We start from the raw sequence: 21,053 nt of genomic DNA, 5'->3' as shown, positions 1-21,053 counted from the left end.
GCCACAACACCGCACTCGTCCTCGACCTGCTGCGCACGGCCGGAGCGGACGGAATCAGCCGCCTGGAAATCGCCGAGCGCACCGGACTCACCCCGAAGAGTCAGCCCGCCGCGTCCTCCTTGCGGACCGACAGCAGGTCCTCCAGCTGTTCCTCGCGCGCCTGTGCGGCCACGAACAGGAGTTCGTCGCCCGGCTCCAGGGAGTCGTCGCGGGTCGGGGTGAGGACCCGGGTGCCCCGGATGATGGTGACCAGGGAGGTGTCCTCGGGCCATTCCACGTCGCCGACCTGGGTGCCGGCCAGGGCCGACTCCTCCGGGAGGGTCAGCTCGACCAGGTTGGCGTCGCCGTGGCTGAAGCGGAGCAGACGGACCAGGTCGCCGACGCTCACCGCCTCCTCGACCAGCGCGGACATCAGACGCGGGGTGGAGACGGCGACGTCGACGCCCCAGGACTCGTTGAAGAGCCACTCGTTCTTCGGGTTGTTGACGCGGGCGACCACGCGCGGGACGCCGTACTCCGTCTTGGCGAGCAGGGAGACGACCAGGTTGACCTTGTCGTCGCCGGTCGCGGCGATGACGACGTTGCAGCGCTGGAGCGCCGCCTCGTCCAGGGACGTGATCTCACAGGCGTCGGCCAGCAGCCACTCCGCCTGCGGGACCCGCTCGACCGAGATGGCGGTCGGCGCCTTGTCGACCAGCAGGACCTCGTGGCCGTTCTCCAGCAGCTCGCCCGCGATCGAGCGGCCGACCGCGCCGGCACCGGCAATGGCGACCCTCATCAGTGACCGCCCTCCTCTTCGGGACCCTTGGCGAAGGACGCCTCGACCTTGTCGACCTCGTCGGTGCGCATCATCACGTGCACCAGGTCGCCCTCCTGCAGCACCGTCTGCGAGGTGGGCAGGATCGCCTCACCGAGCCGGGTCAGGAACGCCACCCGGACGCCCGTCTCCTCCTGGAGCTTGCTGACCTTGTGGCCGACCCAGGCGGGCGAGGTGTGCACCTCGGCGAGCTGGACACCCCCGCTGGGGTCGCGCCACAGGGGCTCGGCACCCGAGGGGAGCAGCCGGCGCAGCATCTGGTCGGCCGTCCAGCGGACCGTGGCCACGGTGGGGATGCCCAGGCGCTGGTAGACCTCCGCGCGGCGGGGGTCGTAGATACGGGCCGCGACGTTCTCGATGCCGAACATCTCGCGGGCGACGCGCGCCGCGATGATGTTGGAGTTGTCGCCGCTGGAGACGGCGGCGAAGGCGCCGGCCTCCTCGATGCCCGCCTCGCGCAGGGTGTCCTGGTCGAAGCCGATCCCGGTGACCCGGCGACCGCCGAACCCGGGACCGAGGCGGCGGAAGGCGGTGGGGTCCTGGTCGATCACTGCGACCGTGTGCCCCTGTTGCTCCAGGGTCTGGGCAAGTGCGGAACCCACTCTTCCGCAGCCCATGATGACGATGTGCACGACCGTCCTTCCGGTGTCCAGATGTCTACTGCTCAGCTCAGGGTCTCAGACCGTCGCCCAAGCTACACACGCGCGGTACGACGTCGGCACCCCTGTGCGCGGTTGCCGTGACGCCCGTGATCCCAGCGACGGCCGATGCTGCGGACGCTCACCAGGGTCAGGATTCCGAGCCCGACGAGGGTCGCCGCGGCGCCGATCAGCTCTGCGTGGGCGTGCATGGGACCTCCGGGAGGCGGGCAACTGGGCCATGACGGACGGAAGAACGGGGGATGTTTCGTCATATAGACATGGGGGCGCCGCGGGGTGCGGAATCCGCAGCCGTGGACAGCCCCGATTTCACTCGGAGAGCAGATGGGGGGCGGATCGTGGGTGGCGGGTGGTTGGGCACCCGTTCGAACGCCTACGATTACCTGTTGTGTCCAAACTGACCGACGTGCCCAAACGGATCCTGATCGGGCGCGCACTGCGCAGTGACCGGCTGGGCGAAACGCTCCTGCCGAAGCGCATCGCCCTTCCCGTCTTCGCCTCCGACCCGCTGTCCTCCGTGGCGTACGCCCCCGGAGAGGTGCTGCTGGTCCTGTCCATCGCGGGCGTGTCGGCGTACCACTTCAGCCCCTGGATCGCGCTCGCGGTCGTCGTGCTGATGTTCACCGTGGTCGCCTCCTACCGGCAGAACGTGCACGCGTACCCCAGCGGCGGCGGCGACTACGAGGTGGCCACCACCAACCTCGGCCCCAGGGCGGGCCTGACCGTGGCCAGTGCCCTGCTCGTCGACTACGTCCTCACCGTGGCCGTGTCGATCGCCTCCGGTATCGAGAACCTGGGCTCGGCGGTCCCGTTCGTGGTCGAGCACAAGGTGCTGTGCGCGGTCGCCGTGATCGTGCTGCTCACGCTGATGAACCTGCGGGGCGTCAAGGAGTCCGGCAAGCTCTTCGCGATCCCGACGTACGTGTTCGTCGGCGGCGTCTTCATCATGATCGCGTGGGGCGCGTTCCGCGGTCTGGTCCTGGACGACACCATGCGGGCACCGACGGCCCAGTACACGATCAAGGCCGAGCACCAGGGACTGGCCGGTTTCGCGCTGGTCTTCCTGATGCTGCGCGCCTTCTCCTCCGGCTGTGCCGCGCTCACCGGTGTCGAGGCGATCTCCAACGGTGTGCCGGCCTTCCGCAAGCCCAAGTCGAAGAACGCGGCGACCACGCTGGCCGCGATGGGCCTGCTCGCCGTCACCATGTTCTGCGGCATCATCGTCCTCGCCCTGACGACCAAGGTCCGGATGGCCGAGAACCCGGCCACCGACCTGCTCAAGCACGGTGTCGGCGTCGGCGCGGACTACGTCCAGAACCCGGTGATCACCCAGGTCGCCGAGGCGGTCTTCGGCAAGGGCAGCTTCTTCTTCGTGGTCCTCGCCGCGGCCACCGCGCTCGTGCTGTTCCTGGCCGCCAACACGGCCTACAACGGCTTCCCGGTGCTCGGCTCCATCCTCGCCCAGGACCGCTATCTGCCCCGGCAGCTGCACACCCGGGGCGACCGCCTCGCCTTCTCCAACGGCATCGTGCTGCTGGCCGGCGCGGCGACCCTGCTGACCGTGATCTACGGCGCCGACTCCACGCGGCTGATCCAGCTGTACATCGTCGGTGTGTTCGTCTCCTTCACCCTCAGCCAGACCGGCATGGTCCGGCACTGGAACCGCCACCTCGCGGTCGAGAAGGACCCCGCCAAGCGCAGCCACATGATCCGCTCGCGGGCCATCAACACCTTCGGCGCCTTCTTCACCGGCCTGGTGCTGGTCGTCGTCCTCGTCACCAAGTTCACCCACGGCGCCTGGGTCGCCCTGCTCGGCATGGTGATCTTCTACGCGACGATGACGGCGATCCGCCGGCACTACGACGGTGTCGCGGCCGAGATCGCGGCCCCCGAGGGCCCGAGCGACGACAGCGTACGGCCGTCCCGGGTGCACTCGGTCGTCCTGATCTCCAAGATCCACCGGCCCACCCTGCGCGCCCTCGCCTACGCCAAGCTGATGCGCTCGGACTCGCTGGAGGCGCTCACCGTCAACGTCGACCCGGCGGAGACCAAGGCGCTGCAGGCGGAGTGGGAGCGGCGCGGCATCGACGTACCGCTGAAGGTGCTGGACTCGCCGTACCGCGAGATCACGCGGCCGATCATCGAGTACGTCAGGAACATGCGCAAGGAGTCGCCGCGGGACGCGGTCTCCGTGATCATCCCCGAGTACGTGGTCGGCCACTGGTACGAGCATCTGCTGCACAACCAGAGCGCGCTGCGGCTCAAGGGCCGGCTGCTGTTCACCCCGGGCATCATGGTCACCTCCGTGCCCTACCAGCTGCAGTCCTCGGAACGGGCGAAGCTGCGGGCGCGCAAGCGGCAGGAGTGGAACGCGCCGGGTTCGGTGCGGCGCGGGCCGGCGCAGGGCGAGCGCCCGAAGGAGTCCTCCGGCGCGCCGGGGGGCGGCCGGGGCTGACGCTCGCCGGTCATCGGCCGGACGGCACCCACGTAGACTGGTGGGCTGTTGTCCGGCCGCCGTTCTTTTCTCACCACTGGAGTCACCCCGCCATGCAGGCAGAACCGAAGAAGTCGCTGGTCGGGGAGGAGTACGAGGTCGAGGTCGGCCCCGTCGCGCACGGCGGGCACTGCATCGCCCGCACGGAAGAGGGCCAGGTCCTGTTCGTACGCCACGCGCTGCCCGGTGAGCGGGTCGTGGCGCGGGTGACGGAGGGCGAGGAGGGGGCGCGCTTCCTGCGCGCGGACGCCGTCTCGGTGCTCTCGGCCGCCAAGGACCGTGTCGAGGCGCCCTGTCCCTACGCCGGTCCCGGGCGCTGCGGCGGCTGCGACTGGCAGCACGCCAAGCCGGGGGCCCAGCGGCGGCTGAAGGGCGAGGTCGTCGCCGAGCAGCTGCGGCGGCTCGCGGGGCTGTCGCCCGAGGAGGCCGGCTGGGACGGCACGGTGATGCCGGCCGAGGGCGACAAGCTGCCGGCGGGCGAGGTGCCGCAGTGGCGGACGCGGGTGCAGTACGCGGTGGACGCCTCCACCGGCCGCGCCGGTCTGCGCCGGCACCGCTCGCACGAGGTCGAGCCGATCGAGCACTGCATGATCGCGGCCCCGGGCGTGAGCGAGCTGGGCATCGAGGAACGCGACTGGTCCGGGATGGCGTCCGTCGAGGCGATCGCGGCCACGGGCTCCCAGGACCGCATGGTGATCCTGGAGCCCCGGCCCGGCGCCCGCCTCCCCCTCGTCGAACTGGACAAGCCCGTCTCCGTGATGCGCGTCGAGGAGAAGGACGGCGGTATCCACCGCGTCCACGGTCGCGCGTTCGTCCGCGAACGCGCGGACGGCCGGACCCACCGGGTGGGCAGCGGCGGCTTCTGGCAGGTCCACCCGATGGCGGCGGACACCCTGGTCAAGGCCGTGATGCAGGGCCTGCTGCCGCGCAAGGGCGAGATGGCGCTGGACCTGTACTGCGGCGTCGGCCTCTTCGCGGGTGCCCTCGCCGACCGCCTCGGCGAGAAGGGCGCGGTCCTCGGCATCGAGTCCGGCAAGCGTGCCGTGGAGGACGCGCGGCACAACCTGGCCGACTTCGAGCGGGTGCGGATCGAACAGGGCAAGGTCGAGACCGTGCTCCCGCGCACCGGGATCACGGAGGTCGACCTGATCGTCCTCGACCCGCCCCGGGCGGGCGCGGGCAAGAAGACGGTGGAACACCTCGCCTCGCTGGGAGCCCGCCGGATCGCCTACGTGGCCTGCGATCCGGCCGCACTGGCGCGGGACCTGGGGTACTTCCGGGACGGGGGGTACCGGGTGCGGACGCTGCGGGCGTTCGATCTGTTTCCGATGACGCACCACGTGGAGTGTGTTGCGATCCTTGAACCTGCCGTAAAGGGTTCCTGACCTGCGGTTTTGCGCGTTCGCATCATGTGTGGTGTGGGCGTTACGGGCGATATCTTGACGCTGAAATGACGCTCGTGACGCTCATTTGACGCTCGTTCTGATGGGGTGTCAGGCAGTCTGCTGGGCAGGTCAGACCCCGTCTGGACGGCGAGTGTCGATGGTGCGTCGAGGGCGGGTGACGCTCAGGGCGGAGCTGCTACTTCCTGCTCGTCAGATGTCCCGGAAGAGACCAGCGAACGCGGTGACCTGCCGCGATGAGTGGCCTGTAGATGCTGACCTGCGCGAATGACCTTTCGGCTATTTCACGCTCGTGCCGCTTGATGGGGCCGGAAGTCCCAGAAAAGTCCCAGGGGGACTGCCACGTCCAGGATGCTCTGCGCTTGGTCGAGCGTGAACCACTGCGGCGGTAGGGGCTCACCGCGATCACATCGTCGTCGACGGCCGCGCGCATGATGGAGGACTGCGTTGGCGGTCTTCACCACGCGGGGGTACCCCTACGCTGTCACCGGCAGTGAGCTTGGGCGCATCGAAGTCCGGGACGTACGTGACGGAAAGACCCTGGACCGTTTGGCGGCACGCCAGAAGAAGGACGCGCGCGTGTCATCCGAGATACAAGCTCTCACAGTGGTCGACTCCGAGGACTGCCCCCGCATTATCACGGGAGGTATGGTCGACCACGGAGCGTGGGTGGATGCTCCCGGCGTTCTGCTTCCGCTGCGAGGCGTTCGAGATCTTGTAGCAGAAGACCCAGGCGGGACTCCAACGTCCAGCGTGCTCCATCACTGTAGGAGTACGAGTGCTGGTACCAGCTATTGGCGGGGGCGCCGATGGCAAGGCGACCGTTGAACTCCTCGTCGTATTTGGGCAGTCGAGTCCACGGGTTCCGCTCCTGTTGACAGACTTCCTGTGGGGTCGGCTCGTGCGGGACTCTCGTCGACCGCTCCGTGAGGACGAGAGGAAAGGCGCGGCCCCGGATGCTGATCGCCAGCGTGTGCACAGCCTCACCGTCCTGCAGGTCGGTCTGGGTCTCGACTGCGTGACCGCGGTTCTCGGCTTCCGTCAGGAGTGCGTGCATGACCCGTAGGGCACGGTCGGCAAGCGGACGCGACACATGCAACGGGATGATCTCCGCCCGGCCTCGAGTGTCGACCGTGCCCTGCGCACGACTCAAGGCTTTCCGCGTCGCACGGACAAGAGCGTGGGGGCGATTCAGAATCTCCGGTACTTCGATGGTCGGCACCGGCGGACGTTGGGCCGCCTTCTCGGCATCCTCGTCGACCGGAGTGCAGACGCAGTCACCGCGCTGGCGGCCGTTCCACCGCACCTTGTGGCCGTTCGGCACGTGTCCGTGGTGCAGCGCCTCGTAGTAGGCGGCCCGCCACCCCCCCCCGAGTCTTTTGCCCGGGATCAGGGACCGTGATCTTTCTCCCTGAGGCCGACTTCAGGCGGGAGACCAGTTCGGCCCCGTCGGCTGGGGCGAGCGCGGCTTGAGTGCCATCGCCCTCCAGTCGCTTCTTCTCCGCTCGTACCTGCCGGGGATGCCTGCCGTGCTTGAGGAGATAGCGGCCGTCCGCCGTCACCACGGCGACTTGTCCGCTGCCATGCCACGTCCTCTTGACCAGCCCGAGCTGCTCCAGTGCCCAAGCCGTCTGCGAGCCGGCGGGATCTGCGTCGCCTCGGAAGCCGCCGCGATCTCGCGGAGCAAGTCGGCCTGAGGCGCGGACACGGCGTACTTCATGGTGTTGGCTCCAATAGATGGTGTGGCAGGTGGCCACCGTAGAGCGGGCGGGCCGCGGCCGAAGGTCCTGGGGCGCTCGTACGAGTGCCTCACGCCGATCCCGGCCACCGCCGACGGCAGCCGGAGTAATAGTTACCTCGGTGGAGTGCTCTGCCGCTTAGCCGCTCGTGAGCGAGCCCTTAGCAGCACCTCTGGCCGAGGGTGTCGACGTGGAGCCGACGGTGGTGCTTGGGGAGATCCGGTACCTTGTGGGGGCTCAGGCGGCAGCCTGGCCCGCGTCCGGACGCAACTCAGGAAACGCGTCCTCCCAAGCCGTACGGACACCGCGGCCGACCATTCTCTGGAGCCGGGGCCAGTGGGAGGTCAGAAGGCTGCCGTCCAGGAATTGAATGTAGTCGTCATGCAGGCCCGTGGTCAGGACGATGCGGTACATGCCGAGGAACAGCTTGTCGTCGTCCAGATCGAAGGAGCGCAGTCCGGACCAGGCGAGATGCAGGGACAGGTCCACGCAGCGGTGGGTGGGGCCGGTCAATTCGGACAGACTGGTTGGCAGTTGGTCGGAGGCGGGGCCTTAATGGCGAGGCACGCGTGCTTCGGTGCGTTGGTCCCCTGGGCCCTACGGATCCATGGGGCAAGGACAGTGAGTCTTGGCTCCAGGAGCGGCGGTCTCCTGGGCATGCACACCTCTCGCCCCCGCGTCAAACACCGGCGTACAGATGGCGCAGGAGCCCTATCGTCGGTGCCCGGACAACCGGTCATGATGAGAAAGCGATGGTCCAGGTGTGAGGTTGCTGTTCGATCCCGATCCCGATGGGGACGCCGCTGGTGCGGGTGTTGGGGGTGACGACGGTGATGGGTTCGAGGCCACCTGCGAGATTATCGTCCGTCTCACCTCCGAATACGACGAGCAACGGCGGGGGTTCGAGGCCGGCGGCCTGGACGAGTTCACGGTCGAGCAGGCGCTGGAGTACCGGCATCGTGGCACGGCGGACGGGCGGCTCGCGCTGTGGCGCGAGGAGCATGTGCGGGCGCTGCTCCTGGAGTGGCTGCCGCGGAACGTGACCGTCCTGCCGGAGGAGATCGAGGAGCACGACGCGCCCGGTGCCGTCGCCACGCTGGTGGAGTTCCTTGCCGCTTCCGGCCTGCTCGACGTCCGCTCGGACGACCCCGCCCGGCTGCGGGAAGTGGCGGAGTTACTGCGCCAGGCCCACGCGGAGGCCATGGAGGATCCTCGCTTCATGAGGCCCGCCAAGTTCTGGATGCTGACCGCGGCCCGCAGCGGTGTCGACGTGCGTGACGAGCGGGCCATGGACCGGTTCATCGCCGATGTCCGGGCGGGGCGGGTCGAGTACGACGAGGCGGCGCTGGCCAAGGTGATGGGCAATCAGTTCCTGGGTGGGCTCTTGGGCGCGGGGCCCGATGGCCACAGCCTGCTGGAGGGGCGGACGCTGCCGCTGCCGGTCGTTGATCTCGGCGACGAGGAGGCCCTGCGCGAGGCGGCTGCCGGCGTGGACATCCTCGGGCAGCTGGCCGAGGTGGCCAGGTGGCTCGGCAAAGAGGGCCAGCCGCTCACCAAGACCGGCCGGCTGAAGACCGCCGACGCCCTCGAACTCGCCTGCCATCTGGGCACCGACCGCGGCTTGGGCGCGGCTGCGGGGCCGCTGAAGCATCTGGCCGGCGACGGCTTCGACCACATCCGCCGCGCCGATCAACTCCCCTACCTGCGGCTCCTGGTGGAGTGGGCGCGCGAAGCCCGCCTGGTGCGGGCGTACCGCGGCCGTCTGGTCGCGGTCGCTGGCGCCCGTACCGTACGCGAGGACCCGCTCGCACTCGCCGCCCGCGCGCTCACCGCCCTTCCCGCCCTGCGCGATCCGCTGCTCATCGGTCCGGTGTGGGACGTCCCCTCCCGGCTCTATCCGCGCTTCGACCTGCTGCTCACCGACCTGTTGGCCGCGCTGTACGGCATGCCGGCCGGCACGCCCTGGCCGATGCTGTGGCATACGGTACGGGCGGGGCACCTGGACGACGACCGGTGGCCGGGCGAGGGAGAGGACACATACTCCCCGGCGGAACTTCGCGTGGTCCTCGACCTGCTCGTACGCACCGGGGTGATCGCCTTCGAACGCGGGCCGGTCGACCCCTCGGTCCTCGATGGCCTGCGATCCCTGGCCGCAGAGGACGGGAGCACCGGGCCTGCCGCGCTGCTCGGCGCCGACGACCCCGACGGCGCCGCACACCTCCGCGAACTCCTGCGCTCGTGCGAGGGCGACGACGTCGAGCTCCTCCGGCTCACCCCGCTCGGCACATACGCGGTCCGCGAGCTGCTCACCTCGCTGGGCCGCTCCGCCCCGGCCCTCGGAGACCTGCGCACGGCCGACGCCACCACCCTCCTCGCCACCCTCTTCGACGAGTACGACGACCAGCACACCCGTACCGAACTGGCCGGCTGGATCGAGGCGGCCGGCGGCTGGGACACCGCCCGCCCGGCCCTCGCGGACGCGCTGAAGCGGGTGCGCCTGCACGCCCGCCGCAACGGCCTGCTGCGGATGCTGGTGGCCGAACTGCCCGACGGATACGGCCCGGACCTGCTCCGCCACCTGCGTACCGACCCCGAACTCGCTCCCAGCGCCCTGTTCGTCGGCCGGGAACAGGCGGCCGAGGCGACGCTGCTCGCGGACAAGGCGACCGAGCACGGCCCGGACGGCATGGAAGACATGGACGACCGCGAGTACGCCCTGGCCGCCGCCGAGAGCCTGCTGCTCATGCGCGAACTCGACGGCGAGACTGGGCTGTTGGATGCCGTCGGCCACACCAGAGCCGACGCCGAAACCCTCACCACGATGCTCCGCGTCGCCCAGACCTCAGGCCACCCGGATATCTCCGGCCTCGAACGCCTGGCGGCCATCGACGTGGCAGCCCTGCGCGCCCGCTCCTCCCACCTGGGCCGACTGCGCGCGGATGCCGCACGCAAGCGGAAGAGCGGCAGCGCCAGGAAGAAGGGGAAACGGAGGAAGCGCCGCTGATACGAACTGGTGCCGCCGCTGCTCTCTCGAGCGGCCCGGCCGATGGGATGTGCTGGACAGGCGCGTTCGGCGACGCTATGCGGGTGGGGAACTCAGTTCTCGTACGCGTCCGGGTCGAAGCTGTCGTACGGATCTTCCTGTACGGATCCTGCTTCGCCGTACTCCTTCTCGTACGGGTTCTCGGCCGCGGCCCGGCGTCCCATGGCATCGGACCAGTCGCGGGCCCAGGTGCGCAGGTCGGCGATGGTCTGTTCGTCGAGTCCGTACGCGGCGAACTCGGTGTCGTCGATCCAGTCGGCGCCGACCAGGCGCGCTTGGAGTTCGGCGGCGCCGAAGAGGGTGTCGGGGCGGGCGTGGCGGCGGCCGAATTCTTCCAGGTCGGCGGTGGTCCAGCGTTGGGAGGCGGCGTAGACGTCGATGAGGTCGCGGGCGGCGCCGCGTTCGGCGATGGCGCGGACCTTGGTGCCGATGACGTCCTGCTCGGACAGGACGGGACCGTAGGAGGTCGGGACGGTGGGGTGCCAGAAGACCTCCTTGAGGATGTCGACCTCGCACTTCTGACCGCTGTCGGGATCGGTGACCAGGAAACGGGCGGAGAGCGGGGAGACCTCGATGGTCTCGGCCCGCCATCCGAGCCGGACCAGACCGCCGACCAGGTCGTGGGCGATGTCGGCCATGGGGGCGGGGTTCTGGGTGGCGACGTCCAGGTCCTGGCTGGGGCGGTCGACGAGCTGGTGAGCCTGGACGGCGTAGCCACCGGTCAGCACCAGCGGGTAGGGCGAACCGAGGGCGAGGACGTCTTCGAGGAGCCGGGCGTGCAATTCCGGCATCGGTGGTTTCTTCACGCGGCGGTGGTCCGGCCGGCTTCATGCAGTTCGGGGAAGGCGCCCTCCCAGGCGTCGCGGACGGCGGTGCCGATCAGGGTGCGCAGAGTCGGCCATAGTTCGATGAGCAGGTCGGCGTCGAGGAAGCGGCACAGGTCCTCGCGCATGCCCTCGGACAGCACCGTGCGGTACAGGCTCATCCGCAGCCGCGGCCGGTCCAGGTCGAAGGAGCGCAGCCCGGACCAGGCCACCGTCAGCGGCAGCTCGACCACACCGTGCACCGGCCCGCGCAGTTCGTCCAGGGAGCCGGGCAGCCGCCGGACGAACTTGATCCGGTACGGGTTGGTGACGCCCGGGGCGAGTGCGGCGGCTTCGGAGAGCGACATGGGGTCGATTATCCCTGATGGAGGTCCGTTGGCGGGAACGCTCGGACGTTCAGGTCCAGCTTGCTCGGGAATCTGGTGCAGCGGGCACAGGCTTCCGTGGCTCTCTGCGCCAACGCGCGGTACGACTGGCAGTGCACCTCCATCATGGCTCCGGAGTGAGGCGGGGAGGGCCGGAGTGGCGATCGGTCCGCCCGCCGTGACGCTCATTTGACGCTCGTGGCCCCTGTGAGCCCGTCGGCGAGGCGGAAAAACCATGGTTGACCTGCTGTTTTCCCTGCTCCCGTCCAGGCCGACACCTTCCCGATGACCCATCATGTGGAGTGCGTGGCGATTCTGGAGCCGGCCGGAAAGGCCGTCTGACCTGCGGGTTCAGGTGTTGTGCGTGATGTGCGCTGTGGGTCGGCGGCCAGAGAGTGGCGCTCGGCGTATGCCCTGCGTGACCGTGGGTTTTGACGGTGGACAAGGGCCATGGTGTCCGTGCGGAGGTCACTGAGGCCGGCCGGTTCTCTCTCCGTCACGGCTCCTCGCCGAAGGACACGTCCGGTTCGCCCATGCCGATGACGAGGAGATCGCGGAATGGCGGCGGGTCGTCAACTACGGGAGTTTCCCGAATCCACGGACCCGGAGCGGTCCGCGCGTCTCGTCGTGGAGGTCGCCCACGGGCTGACCGACAGACCCGGCCGGCGGCGGGGTTTCCTCACGCGATGGCCAAGCGGGTCTACGACTGGCCGTCTGTCGCTGGAGGTGGCAGCAGGACGCCCTCTCGGACACCCCGGACCCGGCAGGCGCACTGGCCGGTTTCGTGGAACAGATGAGTACGGAGGAAGTGGACGCGCTACGCTCGGCGCTCCGAGCGGTGAAGAGGCGGAGCAGCGCATGATCACAGCCGCGGGTCTGGCCGGATACGCGGTCCTGGTGGCTGTCGTGGTGCCGCGCCTGCTGGCCAGGGCCCTGTGGGCGCACCGGGCGCCGGCTGCCGCCGTCCTGGCGTGGCAGGGACTTATGGTCACGTTCGTCGTCGCCACCGCCCTCTCGGTATACCACGTGGTGACGGCCGAACAGCATGTGCACGACGGAATGATGGGGCTGCTCACGGCATGCGGACTGCCTGCGGATGCCCCTTCGGCGGGCGACGCACCCCCCACGTTCGACGACGCCCTGGCGATTGCGGTACCCGTCGTGGTCACCCTGCTGCCGGTCGGATGGCTGGTCCGGTGTGCCTGGCAGGCGCGACGTGCCCTCAACCGGCAGCTGGACATGCTCACTCTCGTCGGCGAACCCTCGCCCGAGTACGGCGCCACGATCGTCGACCACGGCATTCCCGCCGTGTACTGCCTGGCCGGACGCCGCGCCCGCGTGGTCGTCACCAGCGGCGCGCTGGATGTCCTCACCGAGGAGCAGCTGCGCGCCGTACTCGCACACGAGCGCGCCCACATCGCGGGCAGGCACCATCTGTTGAAGATCCTGGTGCACGCGTTCTCGCGCGCTTTCCGCGGTCTGCCGCTCGCCCGGCACGCCAAGGAGCAGACGAACTTGCTGCTGGAGATGATCGCGGACGACCGTGCCCTGCGCCATCACTCCAGGGACGCGCTGGCGACAGCGATGTGCGAGGTCGCGGCGGGACGAGCGCCGGCGGTGGCTCTGGGGGCGGGCGGCTCGGCAGTTCTCATCCGGCTGCGCCGCGTCCTCGCGCCGCAGCCCCGGCCGCACCGTATGGCATGGCTGGGCATCGTCATGGCCACGGTCGTGGCTCCGCTGCTGCCCCTGACGGTGGCGTGCGTGCCCTGACCGCTGTAGGACCCGCCTCACCCCAACGGGTTGTGCGTTTCGCGTAGTAGGAACACCTGACCGGGAGTACCGACCTCCTTCCCGGGGGTGAGTGCGGGTCCGATTCAGCCCGTCGGGCGCAACCCCGCCAGGGTGACCGCGACGAGTCGGTGGACGGCCGCCTCGGAGGACAGGCCCCCGGCCGCGCTGAGGGCGTGGAGGCAGTAGCTCGCCGGCTCTGTCGGGGCGACGTCGTCGTGGAGCTCGCCGGCCTCGGCGGCCTCGGTCAGCAGACTCTGGAACAGCTCGACGAGTTGCCGCTGCGCGGGTGCGATGTGCTCGGGGCGGTGCACGAGCGCCTCGACGACGCTGGTACTCCTCTTCGTCGATCTCCCCACGCGCGAACCGCCAGGCGGAGGTCGGTTCACCCTGCTCCCACCAAGGGATTGAGTGCATGGGACGGGCGGGCCATACCTTGAATGGCCCAGTCGCCGCGCTGCGTCGGCAGCGGCGGCAGGCCGAGCCGGCAGGCCGCCGCCCGGTCCGCGTGTACGCACGGGTGAAGCAGCAGGCGACGGCCACGACGGTGATATGCCCTACTCCCGCCACACCTCGCGCACGGCGATCACACCCTTGTCCGGGAGGACGGCCGGACACATGTACCCACGCTTTCGCCTCCGAGCCACTTCACCCATACACGAACGAAAGCTGCCAGATCATGACAATGTGCTTACCATCTGTCGCATGCCGCAGGAATCTGCCGGCTGTGCGAGGGTGCGCAGGCCGGCCCTCGCCCTCCTCGTGGGTCTGGTGCTGATGCTCCTGGCCCACGCTGTCGCGTGCGCCTCGGACCTGGATGACGGCTATCCGCATGCAACGACCGTGGCCGCGCCGGCGGCGCATCAGGAGGCCGGCGCGAACAGCCCGCGCTCCGTGTGGGCGGTGGCGGACTGTGCCTTGGATCACGGGGCGGACGACCATGACGGGCACTGCACCCTGTGCTGCGACCCGGCCGACCGGCCCGCCGACCCGCGCGTGCCCGCGGGGACCCTGGTGCTGGCGTTCACGCTGATCGCACTGCTTTCCCTGCGACACCGCATGGTCGATCCCGTGACGTCGGGCGGCCCGCCAGGGAGACGGGACCCGGCGGCCCTGCCGACTCCCGGCGGCCCCCATCTGCTGAAACTGGTCTGCGTCAGCCGTACGTGATCGTGCCGCCCGGCGTGCACGGCCGGGCCCTCCGGCACACACCCGTACGGCAGACACGCGGCCCCAGCACGAGCGGGGTCGCGAGAGGACCCCCACATGAACACTGCCCTGCGCGACGTCACGTCGCACGACATCACCTCCTTCCCCGCGGGACACGAACTTCCGGAACCGGCCGGGGCGCCGCGACGCTCACCGGCCGGCATGGTCGGCAACACCCCCGTCCTGTGGATCGGAGAGCCCTTCAACCCGGCGGGCCGCGGCTTCTGGGCGAAACTGGAGGGCGCCAACCCCGGCGGCATCAAGGACCGCCCGGCGCTCCACATGGTGGCCGCGGCCCGCAAACGGGGTGACCTCCGGCCAGGGGCGCCGATCGTCGAGTCCACCAGCGGCACCCTCGGCCTCGGTCTGGCCCTGGCCGGGATCACGTACGGCCATCCGGTCACCCTCGTCACCGATCCCGGCATGGAGCCGCTGATGGTGCACCAGCTGCGCGCGCTCGGAGCGCACGTCGACATGGTCACCGGGCCGCATCCCGTGGGCGGCTGGCAGGAGGCACGCCGCCGGCGCGTGTGCGAACTGCTCGCCCGTACCCCGTCGGCCTGGTGTCCCGACCAGTACAACAACCCCGACAACGTCGCCGCCTACGCCCCACTGGCCCTGGAACTCATCGTGCAACTCGGCCGGATCGACGTCCTGGTCACGGCGGTCGGCACCGGCGGCCACTCGGCGGGCATCGCCCGCACCCTTCGCGGCTTCACCCCGGAACTCAGGCTCGTCGGTGTCGACTCGGTGAACTCCACGGTCTTCGGCCAGCCCGCCGGCCCCCGCCTCATGCGCGGCCTGGGCAGTAGCATCCACCCCGGCAACGTCGACCATGCGGCCTTCGACGAGGTCCACTGGGTGGCCCCGGGGGAGGCGGTGTGGACCTGCCGCCAACTGGCCCGCGGCCACTACGCCAGCGGCGGCTGGAGCGTGGGCGCCGTCGCACTCGTGGCGAACTGGCTGGCCCGGACCGAACCGGAGCGGACCCGGATCGCGGCGATCTTCCCCGACGGCGTGCACCGCTACTGGAACACCGTCTACAGCGACCAGTTCTGCCGCGCTCATGACCTCCTGCGCAGTGTCCCCGCCGCCGAGCCGGACGAGATCGCGCACCCGGGTGAGCGCACAGCGGAGCGTTGGACCCGCTGCACCACCGTCACCGTGCCGCAGGGGGCCGTGCGATGAAGGCCCTGGCCGTGCAGTTCCATTCGTTCAACGGATGCAGTCGTCTGCTGATGATCCAGCAGTTCACCATCAATACCGCCTTCTACATGCTCATGCCCTACCTCGCCGTCCACCTCGCGGACGGCCTGGGCCTGGCCGCCTGGGCGGTCGGCCTGGTGCTCGGGGTGCGCAACTTCACCCAGCAGGGCATGTTCCTCGTCGGTGGCACACTCGCCGACCGGCTCGGCTACAAGCCGGTGATCGTGACAGGGCTTGTGCTGCGGACCGTCGGCTTTGCCCTGCTCGGCTCCGTCAGCTCACTGCCGGCTCTGGTCGTGGCGTCGGCGGCGACCGGGTTCGCGGGCGCTCTGTTCAATCCCGCCGTCCGCGCGTATCTGGCACAGGAGGCGGGGGAGCGGCGCGTGGAGGCGTTCGCCGCATTCAACGTCTTCTACCAGGCGGGGATGTTCGTGGGCCCACTGGCCGGACTCACCCTTTTGGCGGCGGACTTCCGGCTGGTCTGTTCCGTGGCTGCCCTCCTGTTCCTCGCCCTGACGGTGATTCAGCTGCGCATGCTGCCCGCCCGGAGAGGCACATCGCGGCCCGAACCCGGCAGCGTGCCGGCCGACTGGCGCACGGTCGTCGCCAACCGCCCGTTCCTGCTCTTCGCCCTGGCCATGATCGGCTCGTACGTCCTGTCCTTCCAGGTCTACCTGGCACTGCCGTTGCAGGCGTACCGCGCCGTCCCGGACCGGGGCGACGCCGTGACCACCGTCCTGTTCGCGGTCTCGGCCGCGGTCGCCGTGGCCGGCCAACTGAGGATCACCGCATGGGCCCGGGCGCGCTGGTCGTCCCAGCGCGCCATCGTCTACGGCATTGCGCTCATGGGTACGGCCTTCCTCCCCCCGCTCATCGATACCGGCACGGTGACCCGAACCTCCGGCCCGGCGGCCTGGGCCGTGGCACTGGCACCACTGTTCGCGGCGGTGGTCCTGCTGGGACTGGGCACAGCGATGGTCTACCCGTTCGAGATGGACACCGTTGTCTCCCTGGCCGGCAGACGCCTCGTCGCCACCCACTACGGGCTGTACAACACCGTGGCCGGCCTGGGCATCACGCTGGGCAACCTGACCACCGGGGCCGTCTGGGACGCCGCCGACCGTCTGGGGCGCCCGGAGCTGATCTGGTGGGTGCTCGCGGCGACGGGCGCGTTCTGCGCCGGCTGCGTCGCACTGCTGGCGCGTTCGGGTCGCCTGGTCGCGACCCCCGAACCGGAGCTCACGGCGGTGGCATCGTGACCGTCCGACGCCCCGTCTCACCGACGCGGGACGAGGACCTCGCCGCGCGCTCCGGGTAAAGGTCTCGTCATGTGCGTCTCCTGTGCCTGAACGGCCCAATGTCTGCGAACGTACTAAGGGCATCAGTAGATAACCCGTGCGACAACAAGGGAGAACTTCGTGTCCCGGCACCGCATTGCCCTCGTCATGGCCTCGGGCGTCGCCTCGGCGTTGCTGCTCACCGCGTGTGGGTCGTCCAGTGACAATTCCGCGAACACCGGCGCGGCCGCACCGGTGACGTCCGCACCCGCCGGGACCACGGCACCCGCCGACGGAGGCGCGTCCACCCCGAGCGGCGGCACAGGTCACATGGTCAGTACGAACATGCTGATGTCCAAGACGATGTCCGGCATGGGGGCGGTGGTCACCGACGCCCAGGGCTTCACGCTCTATCGCTACGGCAAGGACCAGGTGAACATGTCGATGTGCACGGGCACCTGTGCGGAGACCTGGATGCCGGTCATGGCCGACGGCACCCCTCAGGGGATGGGCGTGCAGGCCGAGGTCGGTGTCCTCACCCGCGACGACGGCATGAAGCAGATCACCCTCGCCGGCTGGCCGCTGTACCGCTACATGGGCGACACCAAGGCCGGTGAGATGAACGGCCAGGGCAAGGAGGGTGCGTGGTTCGCCGTCACGCCGGCGGGCAAGAAGATGGCTGCCTCGGGGTGATGGGCGCTGCGTGTACTGCGGCGGCCGGTCATCAGCCGTTGTGTACGCGGCCCGATTAGTAGAGTGAGATACCCCTAGTGGGTATGGGGACGCCACCATCGTGCTGTCGAAGAAGACGGTGTCCGTCTTCTTCGACGCCGACAACCCGGGGTAGCGGATGCTGCACTGGGAGCGGATTCCCCTGGCGCGGCGAGATCGACGGGCTGCTCATCCTGACCCCGCTCCGGGTCGGCAAGTCCCGCGCTCCCGACGGCGCCGCAGCCGTCCGGGTGGACGGGCGGCACGGCGTCCGTCCACCCGGACGGCTGCGGGATCGGCTGCCAGGACCGCGGTCGCGACTATCTTCATCTGGAACTTGGCGTCCAAATCGACCAGAGCCTCAGAGAGGACGACCGCCTCCGCTGTACGGGGCGAACAGGAGTCGCGCCAGTCACGTGTCCGCGCGTTTTCCCGCGTTCCGAAGGGCCTTGCGGAGCGCGGAGATCTCGGCGGAAGACATCTGGTCCACGAAGTGGGTCAGTGCCACCGGGCGGTCCTCGCTGGCGCTCAGGGCGTCCTCCATAAGGGCGGCCGCGTACTCCTCCCGCGTGCGGACCGGCTCGTACAACCAGGCCCGGCCGTCTTTCTGCTCGCGTACCAGCCAGCCCTTGTGGTGGAGGATGTTGGCCACGGTCATCACGGTGGTATAGGCGACGGTCCGCGTCCGGTTGATGTCGTCGACGACCTCGCGCACGGTCGCCGGGCGCCGCCACCTCCACAGACGGTCCATGATCTCCGCCTCCAGATCACCCAACCGTCGCATGCCCAGCGTCTCCTTCTGCACTGCGGTAATAAGAAGTCATCGTAAGGGCTGCGGACGACCGGTGGCCTGGCCCGAGTGCGGACGAGTCCGACACGGCCGTCTCAAGTCTGTCGACGGGGCGACGCGCTCTCGCCGGCCGTCTGCCGGCCTTGAAGGGCTGACCCGCTGTATGCCGCTCGGTCGGGATTGCGGTCCGGCCGCTACGTGCTGCTCACCCCGCCGCGCGTCGCCAGGGCCGAGGCGTTCTTCACCCGCGACGGCGGCAGGTCGTCACCGTCGCCCGCTTCGTCGAGGGCCTGTGCCAGGCCAACGGCATCATCGCCGGCCCGAGCGAGATGCCCTGGCGCCGGTTTCTGGCCTTCAACGCCCTCGGGGCAGCGCTGTGGGTGGGCGTCCGGGTGACCCTCGGCGATCTCGCCGGGGACCACATCGGCACCCTCTGTCCGGCCATCCAGCGCTACGAGTCGTACTCGCTCGCCGCAGTGGGCATCGTGCTCGCCACCGTGGTCATACGCCACCTCCACCGCCGCGGTACACACGCGTCCCCCGTCCCCGACCGTCCCCGGGGACCAGGACACCCCCGCCTCCTGACTACCGCCCCGCGACTCAGCTGGGGAGCTCAAGAGTGACGACCGCCCCTCGCCCGGTGTTCTCGGCGTGCGCCGTGCCGCCGTGCGCGGTGGCCACGGCGTGGACGAAGGCGAGCCCGAGGCCGGATCCCTTGCTGGTGCGGCTCGCTTCGGCGCGGGCGAAGCGGTCGAAGGCCCGGGGCAGAAACTCGGGTGGGAAACCGGGCCCGTCGTCCGTGACCCGTACCCGCACCCTGCCGTCGTGGACTACGGCCGTGACGCGGACACTTCCGTTGCCGTGGCGAAGCGCGTTGTCGACGAGGTTGCCGATGGCCGGCACCAGCCAGCGGGCGTCGACGTCGACGGCCGTGTCGTCCACGTCGGTGTGCAGGCCGTGCCCGGCGCGTTCGGCCGTGCGCCGATGCGGGGAGACGGCCGTGTCGACCAGGTCGGCGAGTCGTACGGGCGCCCGGGTGAGGTGCCCGCTGCTGCCGAGTTCCTCCAGGTCGAGCAGGGCGTTGGAGAGGTCGATCAGGCGTTGCACCTCGGCGTCCACGGAGCGCAGGGTCTCGGTGAGTTCCTCGGCGGAGCGGGGCCGGTGCAGCGCGACATCGACCTCGGCCCGCATCAGGGTGAGCGGGGTGCGCAGTTCGTGGCTGGCGTCGGCGACGAACCGGCGCTCGCGTTCGGCGGATGCTTCGAGGCGGTCGAGCATGTGGTTGAGGGTGTGGCCGAGGCGGGTGATCTCGTCGTCCCGGTCGGCGGGCACGTCGAGGCGCAGGTTCTGGGCGCCGCCGGCGAGGGTGGCGGCTCCGCCGCGGTAGCGCTCGACAGGGCGCAGGGCGGCGCGGGCGGTGCGGTAGCCGACGTAGGAGGCGGCTATCAGGGTCAGGCCGGAGGCGATGCCCAGCTGGGCAAGGAGTTCCCGCAACGCCTCGTCACGGTGACCGCGCCGTACGGCGGCGACGACGATCCTGGTCCCGCCGTCCGCCGTGACCTGCCGTGCCCGCAGGCGCAGGGTGTCGGAGGTGATCGGGAGCAGTGAACCGATGTCGTGCCGGAGCATGGCTCCGCTTTCGACGCCGGCGAGTTCGGCGGGGGTGAGCAGTGGCCGGTGGCGTACGGCATCACTGGAGCTCACGATGCGGCCGCGTGTGTCCAGGACCTGCTGCAGGCTGCCGCTGGGTCCGGGCGGGAGCTCGGTCCCGGCGCGCACGGCCTGGTCGAGACTGCGCCCGTAGGTGGTCAGATCGTCGTTCAACTGTTGGTCGAGGGCCGTCTCGACCCGCCAGTAGACCAGGCAGGCCGCTCCGGTCAGGACCAACGACATGGTGACGGCGACGGCCAGCACGAGGCGTGTGACGACGGGCAGCCGCCGAAACCAGAACCGCAGCCGGCCGCGCAGGGTCACGGGGCGGTCTCCAGACGGTAGCCGCGTCCGCGCAGGGTCGTGATGGTCGTACGGTCGAAGGCGCGGTCGACCTTGGCGCGCACCTTGGAGACGTGGACGTCGATCGCGTTGCTGCGCAGGTCGGTCTCGCCGTCCCAGACCTCGTCGAGCAGCTGGAGGCGGCTGACCACCCGTCCGGCGTTCTCCATCAGCACCCGCAGCACGGCGAACTCCCGCCGCGCCAGGTCCAGTTCGACGTCAGCCCGCCAGGCCCGCTGTTGGTCCGGGTCGAGGACGAGATCGCCGACCTGGAGTTGGCGTGCCGCTTCGGGACGGCGCCGGGATATCGCCCGCAGGCGGGCCAGCAGTTCCTCCATGGCGAACGGCTTGACCACGTAGTCGTCGGCCCCGGCGTCAAGGCCGGCGACCCGCTCGCTGATCGCGCCGCGTGCGGTGAGCAGGATCACCGGCACGTCGATGCCCTCCCCGCGCAGCGTCCGGCAGACCTCGACCCCGTCCATGCCCGGCAGCAGCACGTCGAGAAGCACGGCGTCCACGCCCGCGTCCCGGGCGGCGGCGAGCCCCGAGGGGCCGTCGTAGTGGCCCTCGGCGGTGTGCCCGGACTCGGTCAGATAGCGGACGACCAGGTCCGTAAGGCGTGTCTCGTCGTCGACGACCAGGTAGTGCATGCCGGTCAGGCTAACCACCTGCCGGCCATGGCGCGGCCACCGGGAAGGCTTCATGGTCTGTTCATGTGACATCCCTACCGTCGTTC

At 70.0% G+C, this 21,053-nt stretch carries 19 protein-coding genes and 1 pseudogene; 8 read left to right on the top strand and 12 right to left on the bottom strand.

The genetic code is table 11. The features are described 5' to 3' along the window. Nucleotides 1-100: 100 nt before the first annotated feature. The 3 genes from ABZT17_RS36545 to ABZT17_RS36535 all read right to left on the bottom strand — a co-directional run bounded on the left by ABZT17_RS36545 (nucleotide 101) and on the right by ABZT17_RS36535 (nucleotide 1,667). Nucleotides 101-778 (bottom strand): TrkA family potassium uptake protein, encoded by a 678-nt coding sequence (locus tag ABZT17_RS36545; protein ID WP_356355615.1) that lies wholly within the window; start codon nucleotides 776-778, stop codon nucleotides 101-103. Then, on the bottom strand, nucleotides 778-1,449 hold the full coding sequence (locus ABZT17_RS36540; RefSeq protein WP_356355613.1) for a TrkA family potassium uptake protein: 672 nt from the start codon (nucleotides 1,447-1,449) through the stop codon (nucleotides 778-780). Before ABZT17_RS36540 ends, ABZT17_RS36545 begins: the two co-directional genes overlap by 1 nt. A gap of 62 nt (nucleotides 1,450-1,511) precedes the next feature. Beyond that, on the bottom strand, nucleotides 1,512-1,667 hold the full coding sequence (locus ABZT17_RS36535; RefSeq protein ID WP_356355617.1) for a hypothetical protein: 156 nt from the start codon (nucleotides 1,665-1,667) through the stop codon (nucleotides 1,512-1,514). 197 nt (nucleotides 1,668-1,864) lie between these two features. On the opposite strand from ABZT17_RS36535, the gene ABZT17_RS36530 reads away from it, so the two are divergent. After that, nucleotides 1,865-3,931 carry an APC family permease gene (locus ABZT17_RS36530; protein ID WP_356355611.1) on the top strand — a complete coding sequence of 689 codons (2,067 nt, stop codon included), beginning with the start codon at nucleotides 1,865-1,867 and terminating at the stop codon, nucleotides 3,929-3,931. 92 nt (nucleotides 3,932-4,023) lie between these two features. Continuing rightward, nucleotides 4,024-5,355 carry a TRAM domain-containing protein gene (locus tag ABZT17_RS36525; protein WP_356355609.1) on the top strand — a complete coding sequence of 444 codons (1,332 nt, stop codon included), beginning with the start codon at nucleotides 4,024-4,026 and terminating at the stop codon, nucleotides 5,353-5,355. Between the two features lie 655 nt (nucleotides 5,356-6,010). On the opposite strand, the gene ABZT17_RS36520 is transcribed toward ABZT17_RS36525, so the two are convergent. Together ABZT17_RS36520 and ABZT17_RS36515 are read right to left on the bottom strand one after the other, a co-directional pair. Beyond that, nucleotides 6,011-6,697 carry a hypothetical protein gene (locus tag ABZT17_RS36520; RefSeq protein WP_356355607.1) on the bottom strand — a complete coding sequence of 229 codons (687 nt, stop codon included), beginning with the start codon at nucleotides 6,695-6,697 and terminating at the stop codon, nucleotides 6,011-6,013. Between the two features lie 652 nt (nucleotides 6,698-7,349). Next, complete coding sequence (locus tag ABZT17_RS36515) at nucleotides 7,350-7,625, bottom strand: hypothetical protein (protein ID WP_356355605.1); 276 nt, start codon at nucleotides 7,623-7,625, stop codon at nucleotides 7,350-7,352. 250 nt (nucleotides 7,626-7,875) lie between these two features. Between ABZT17_RS36515 and ABZT17_RS36510 the strand changes: the two genes are divergently transcribed. Then, nucleotides 7,876-10,116: a hypothetical protein gene (locus ABZT17_RS36510; protein ID WP_356355604.1), complete on the top strand. Its 2,241-nt coding sequence runs from the start codon at nucleotides 7,876-7,878 to the stop codon at nucleotides 10,114-10,116. Nucleotides 10,117-10,316: 200 nt separating this feature from the next. Here ABZT17_RS36510 and ABZT17_RS36505 read toward each other — a convergent pair. Both ABZT17_RS36505 and ABZT17_RS36500 read right to left on the bottom strand, forming a co-directional pair. Continuing rightward, a pseudogene (locus ABZT17_RS36505) lies at nucleotides 10,317-10,946 on the bottom strand (nucleotidyl transferase AbiEii/AbiGii toxin family protein); the annotation flags it as partial. Nucleotides 10,947-10,957: 11 nt separating this feature from the next. Next, nucleotides 10,958-11,326, bottom strand: coding sequence for a hypothetical protein (locus ABZT17_RS36500; protein ID WP_356355602.1), 369 nt, complete (start codon nucleotides 11,324-11,326; stop codon nucleotides 10,958-10,960). Nucleotides 11,327-12,202: 876 nt separating this feature from the next. On the opposite strand from ABZT17_RS36500, the gene ABZT17_RS36495 reads away from it, so the two are divergent. Further along, nucleotides 12,203-13,114: a M56 family metallopeptidase gene (locus ABZT17_RS36495; RefSeq protein WP_356355601.1), complete on the top strand. Its 912-nt coding sequence runs from the start codon at nucleotides 12,203-12,205 to the stop codon at nucleotides 13,112-13,114. A gap of 104 nt (nucleotides 13,115-13,218) precedes the next feature. On the opposite strand, the gene ABZT17_RS36490 is transcribed toward ABZT17_RS36495, so the two are convergent. Next, nucleotides 13,219-13,491 carry a hypothetical protein gene (locus ABZT17_RS36490; RefSeq protein ID WP_356355599.1) on the bottom strand — a complete coding sequence of 91 codons (273 nt, stop codon included), beginning with the start codon at nucleotides 13,489-13,491 and terminating at the stop codon, nucleotides 13,219-13,221. Nucleotides 13,492-13,837: 346 nt separating this feature from the next. Between ABZT17_RS36490 and ABZT17_RS36485 the strand changes: the two genes are divergently transcribed. From ABZT17_RS36485 to ABZT17_RS36470, 4 genes are all read left to right on the top strand, one after another. After that, nucleotides 13,838-14,302, top strand: coding sequence for a hypothetical protein (locus tag ABZT17_RS36485; RefSeq protein WP_356355597.1), 465 nt, complete (start codon nucleotides 13,838-13,840; stop codon nucleotides 14,300-14,302). 96 nt (nucleotides 14,303-14,398) lie between these two features. Then, the gene (locus ABZT17_RS36480) at nucleotides 14,399-15,529 is read left to right on the top strand and encodes a PLP-dependent cysteine synthase family protein (protein ID WP_356355595.1); all 1,131 of its coding nucleotides are present in this window, start codon (nucleotides 14,399-14,401) and stop codon (nucleotides 15,527-15,529) included. Beyond that, nucleotides 15,526-16,806, top strand: coding sequence for an MFS transporter (locus tag ABZT17_RS36475; protein WP_356355593.1), 1,281 nt, complete (start codon nucleotides 15,526-15,528; stop codon nucleotides 16,804-16,806). The genes ABZT17_RS36480 and ABZT17_RS36475 overlap by 4 nt, the downstream gene beginning before the upstream one ends. 159 nt (nucleotides 16,807-16,965) lie before the next feature. Beyond that, nucleotides 16,966-17,517, top strand: coding sequence for a hypothetical protein (locus tag ABZT17_RS36470; protein WP_356355591.1), 552 nt, complete (start codon nucleotides 16,966-16,968; stop codon nucleotides 17,515-17,517). A 430-nt stretch (nucleotides 17,518-17,947) separates the two neighbouring features. Here ABZT17_RS36470 and ABZT17_RS36465 read toward each other — a convergent pair whose 3' ends face one another. The 4 genes from ABZT17_RS36465 to ABZT17_RS36450 all read right to left on the bottom strand — a co-directional run bounded on the left by ABZT17_RS36465 (nucleotide 17,948) and on the right by ABZT17_RS36450 (nucleotide 20,967). Then, nucleotides 17,948-18,319, bottom strand: coding sequence for a BlaI/MecI/CopY family transcriptional regulator (locus tag ABZT17_RS36465; protein ID WP_356355589.1), 372 nt, complete (start codon nucleotides 18,317-18,319; stop codon nucleotides 17,948-17,950). Nucleotides 18,320-18,519: 200 nt separating this feature from the next. Next, on the bottom strand, nucleotides 18,520-18,747 hold the full coding sequence (locus tag ABZT17_RS36460) for a hypothetical protein (RefSeq protein ID WP_356355587.1): 228 nt from the start codon (nucleotides 18,745-18,747) through the stop codon (nucleotides 18,520-18,522). A 178-nt stretch (nucleotides 18,748-18,925) separates the two neighbouring features. Then, on the bottom strand, nucleotides 18,926-20,299 hold the full coding sequence (locus ABZT17_RS36455; RefSeq protein WP_356355585.1) for a HAMP domain-containing sensor histidine kinase: 1,374 nt from the start codon (nucleotides 20,297-20,299) through the stop codon (nucleotides 18,926-18,928). Next, entirely contained in the window at nucleotides 20,296-20,967 is a 672-nt protein-coding gene (locus tag ABZT17_RS36450; RefSeq protein WP_356355583.1) for a response regulator transcription factor, read from the bottom strand. Before ABZT17_RS36450 ends, ABZT17_RS36455 begins: the two co-directional genes overlap by 4 nt. Nucleotides 20,968-21,053 lie beyond the last annotated feature (86 nt).

Origin of the sequence: Streptomyces sp. NPDC005648 (assembly GCF_040605395.1) — a bacterium.
Classification (GTDB): Bacteria; Actinomycetota; Actinomycetes; order Streptomycetales; family Streptomycetaceae; genus Streptomyces.
This window is presented reverse-complemented; position numbering and strand designations above follow the sequence as displayed.

Bases quoted from the DNA above. Each gene is read 5' to 3' on its own strand.
- ABZT17_RS36545 (WP_356355615.1), bottom strand. From the start codon at position 778: ATGAGGGTCGCCATTGCCGGTGCCGGCGCGGTCGGCCGCTCGATCGCG.
- ABZT17_RS36535 (WP_356355617.1), bottom strand. From the start codon at position 1,667: ATGCACGCCCACGCAGAGCTGATCGGCGCCGCGGCGACCCTCGTCGGG.
- ABZT17_RS36525 (WP_356355609.1), top strand. From the start codon at position 4,024: ATGCAGGCAGAACCGAAGAAGTCGCTGGTCGGGGAGGAGTACGAGGTC.
- ABZT17_RS36500 (WP_356355602.1), bottom strand. From the start codon at position 11,326: ATGTCGCTCTCCGAAGCCGCCGCACTCGCCCCGGGCGTCACCAACCCG.
- ABZT17_RS36495 (WP_356355601.1), top strand. From the start codon at position 12,203: ATGATCACAGCCGCGGGTCTGGCCGGATACGCGGTCCTGGTGGCTGTC.
- ABZT17_RS36485 (WP_356355597.1), top strand. From the start codon at position 13,838: ATGCCGCAGGAATCTGCCGGCTGTGCGAGGGTGCGCAGGCCGGCCCTC.
- ABZT17_RS36480 (WP_356355595.1), top strand. From the start codon at position 14,399: ATGAACACTGCCCTGCGCGACGTCACGTCGCACGACATCACCTCCTTC.
- ABZT17_RS36475 (WP_356355593.1), top strand. From the start codon at position 15,526: ATGAAGGCCCTGGCCGTGCAGTTCCATTCGTTCAACGGATGCAGTCGT.
- ABZT17_RS36465 (WP_356355589.1), bottom strand. From the start codon at position 18,319: ATGCGACGGTTGGGTGATCTGGAGGCGGAGATCATGGACCGTCTGTGG.
- ABZT17_RS36450 (WP_356355583.1), bottom strand. From the start codon at position 20,967: ATGCACTACCTGGTCGTCGACGACGAGACACGCCTTACGGACCTGGTC.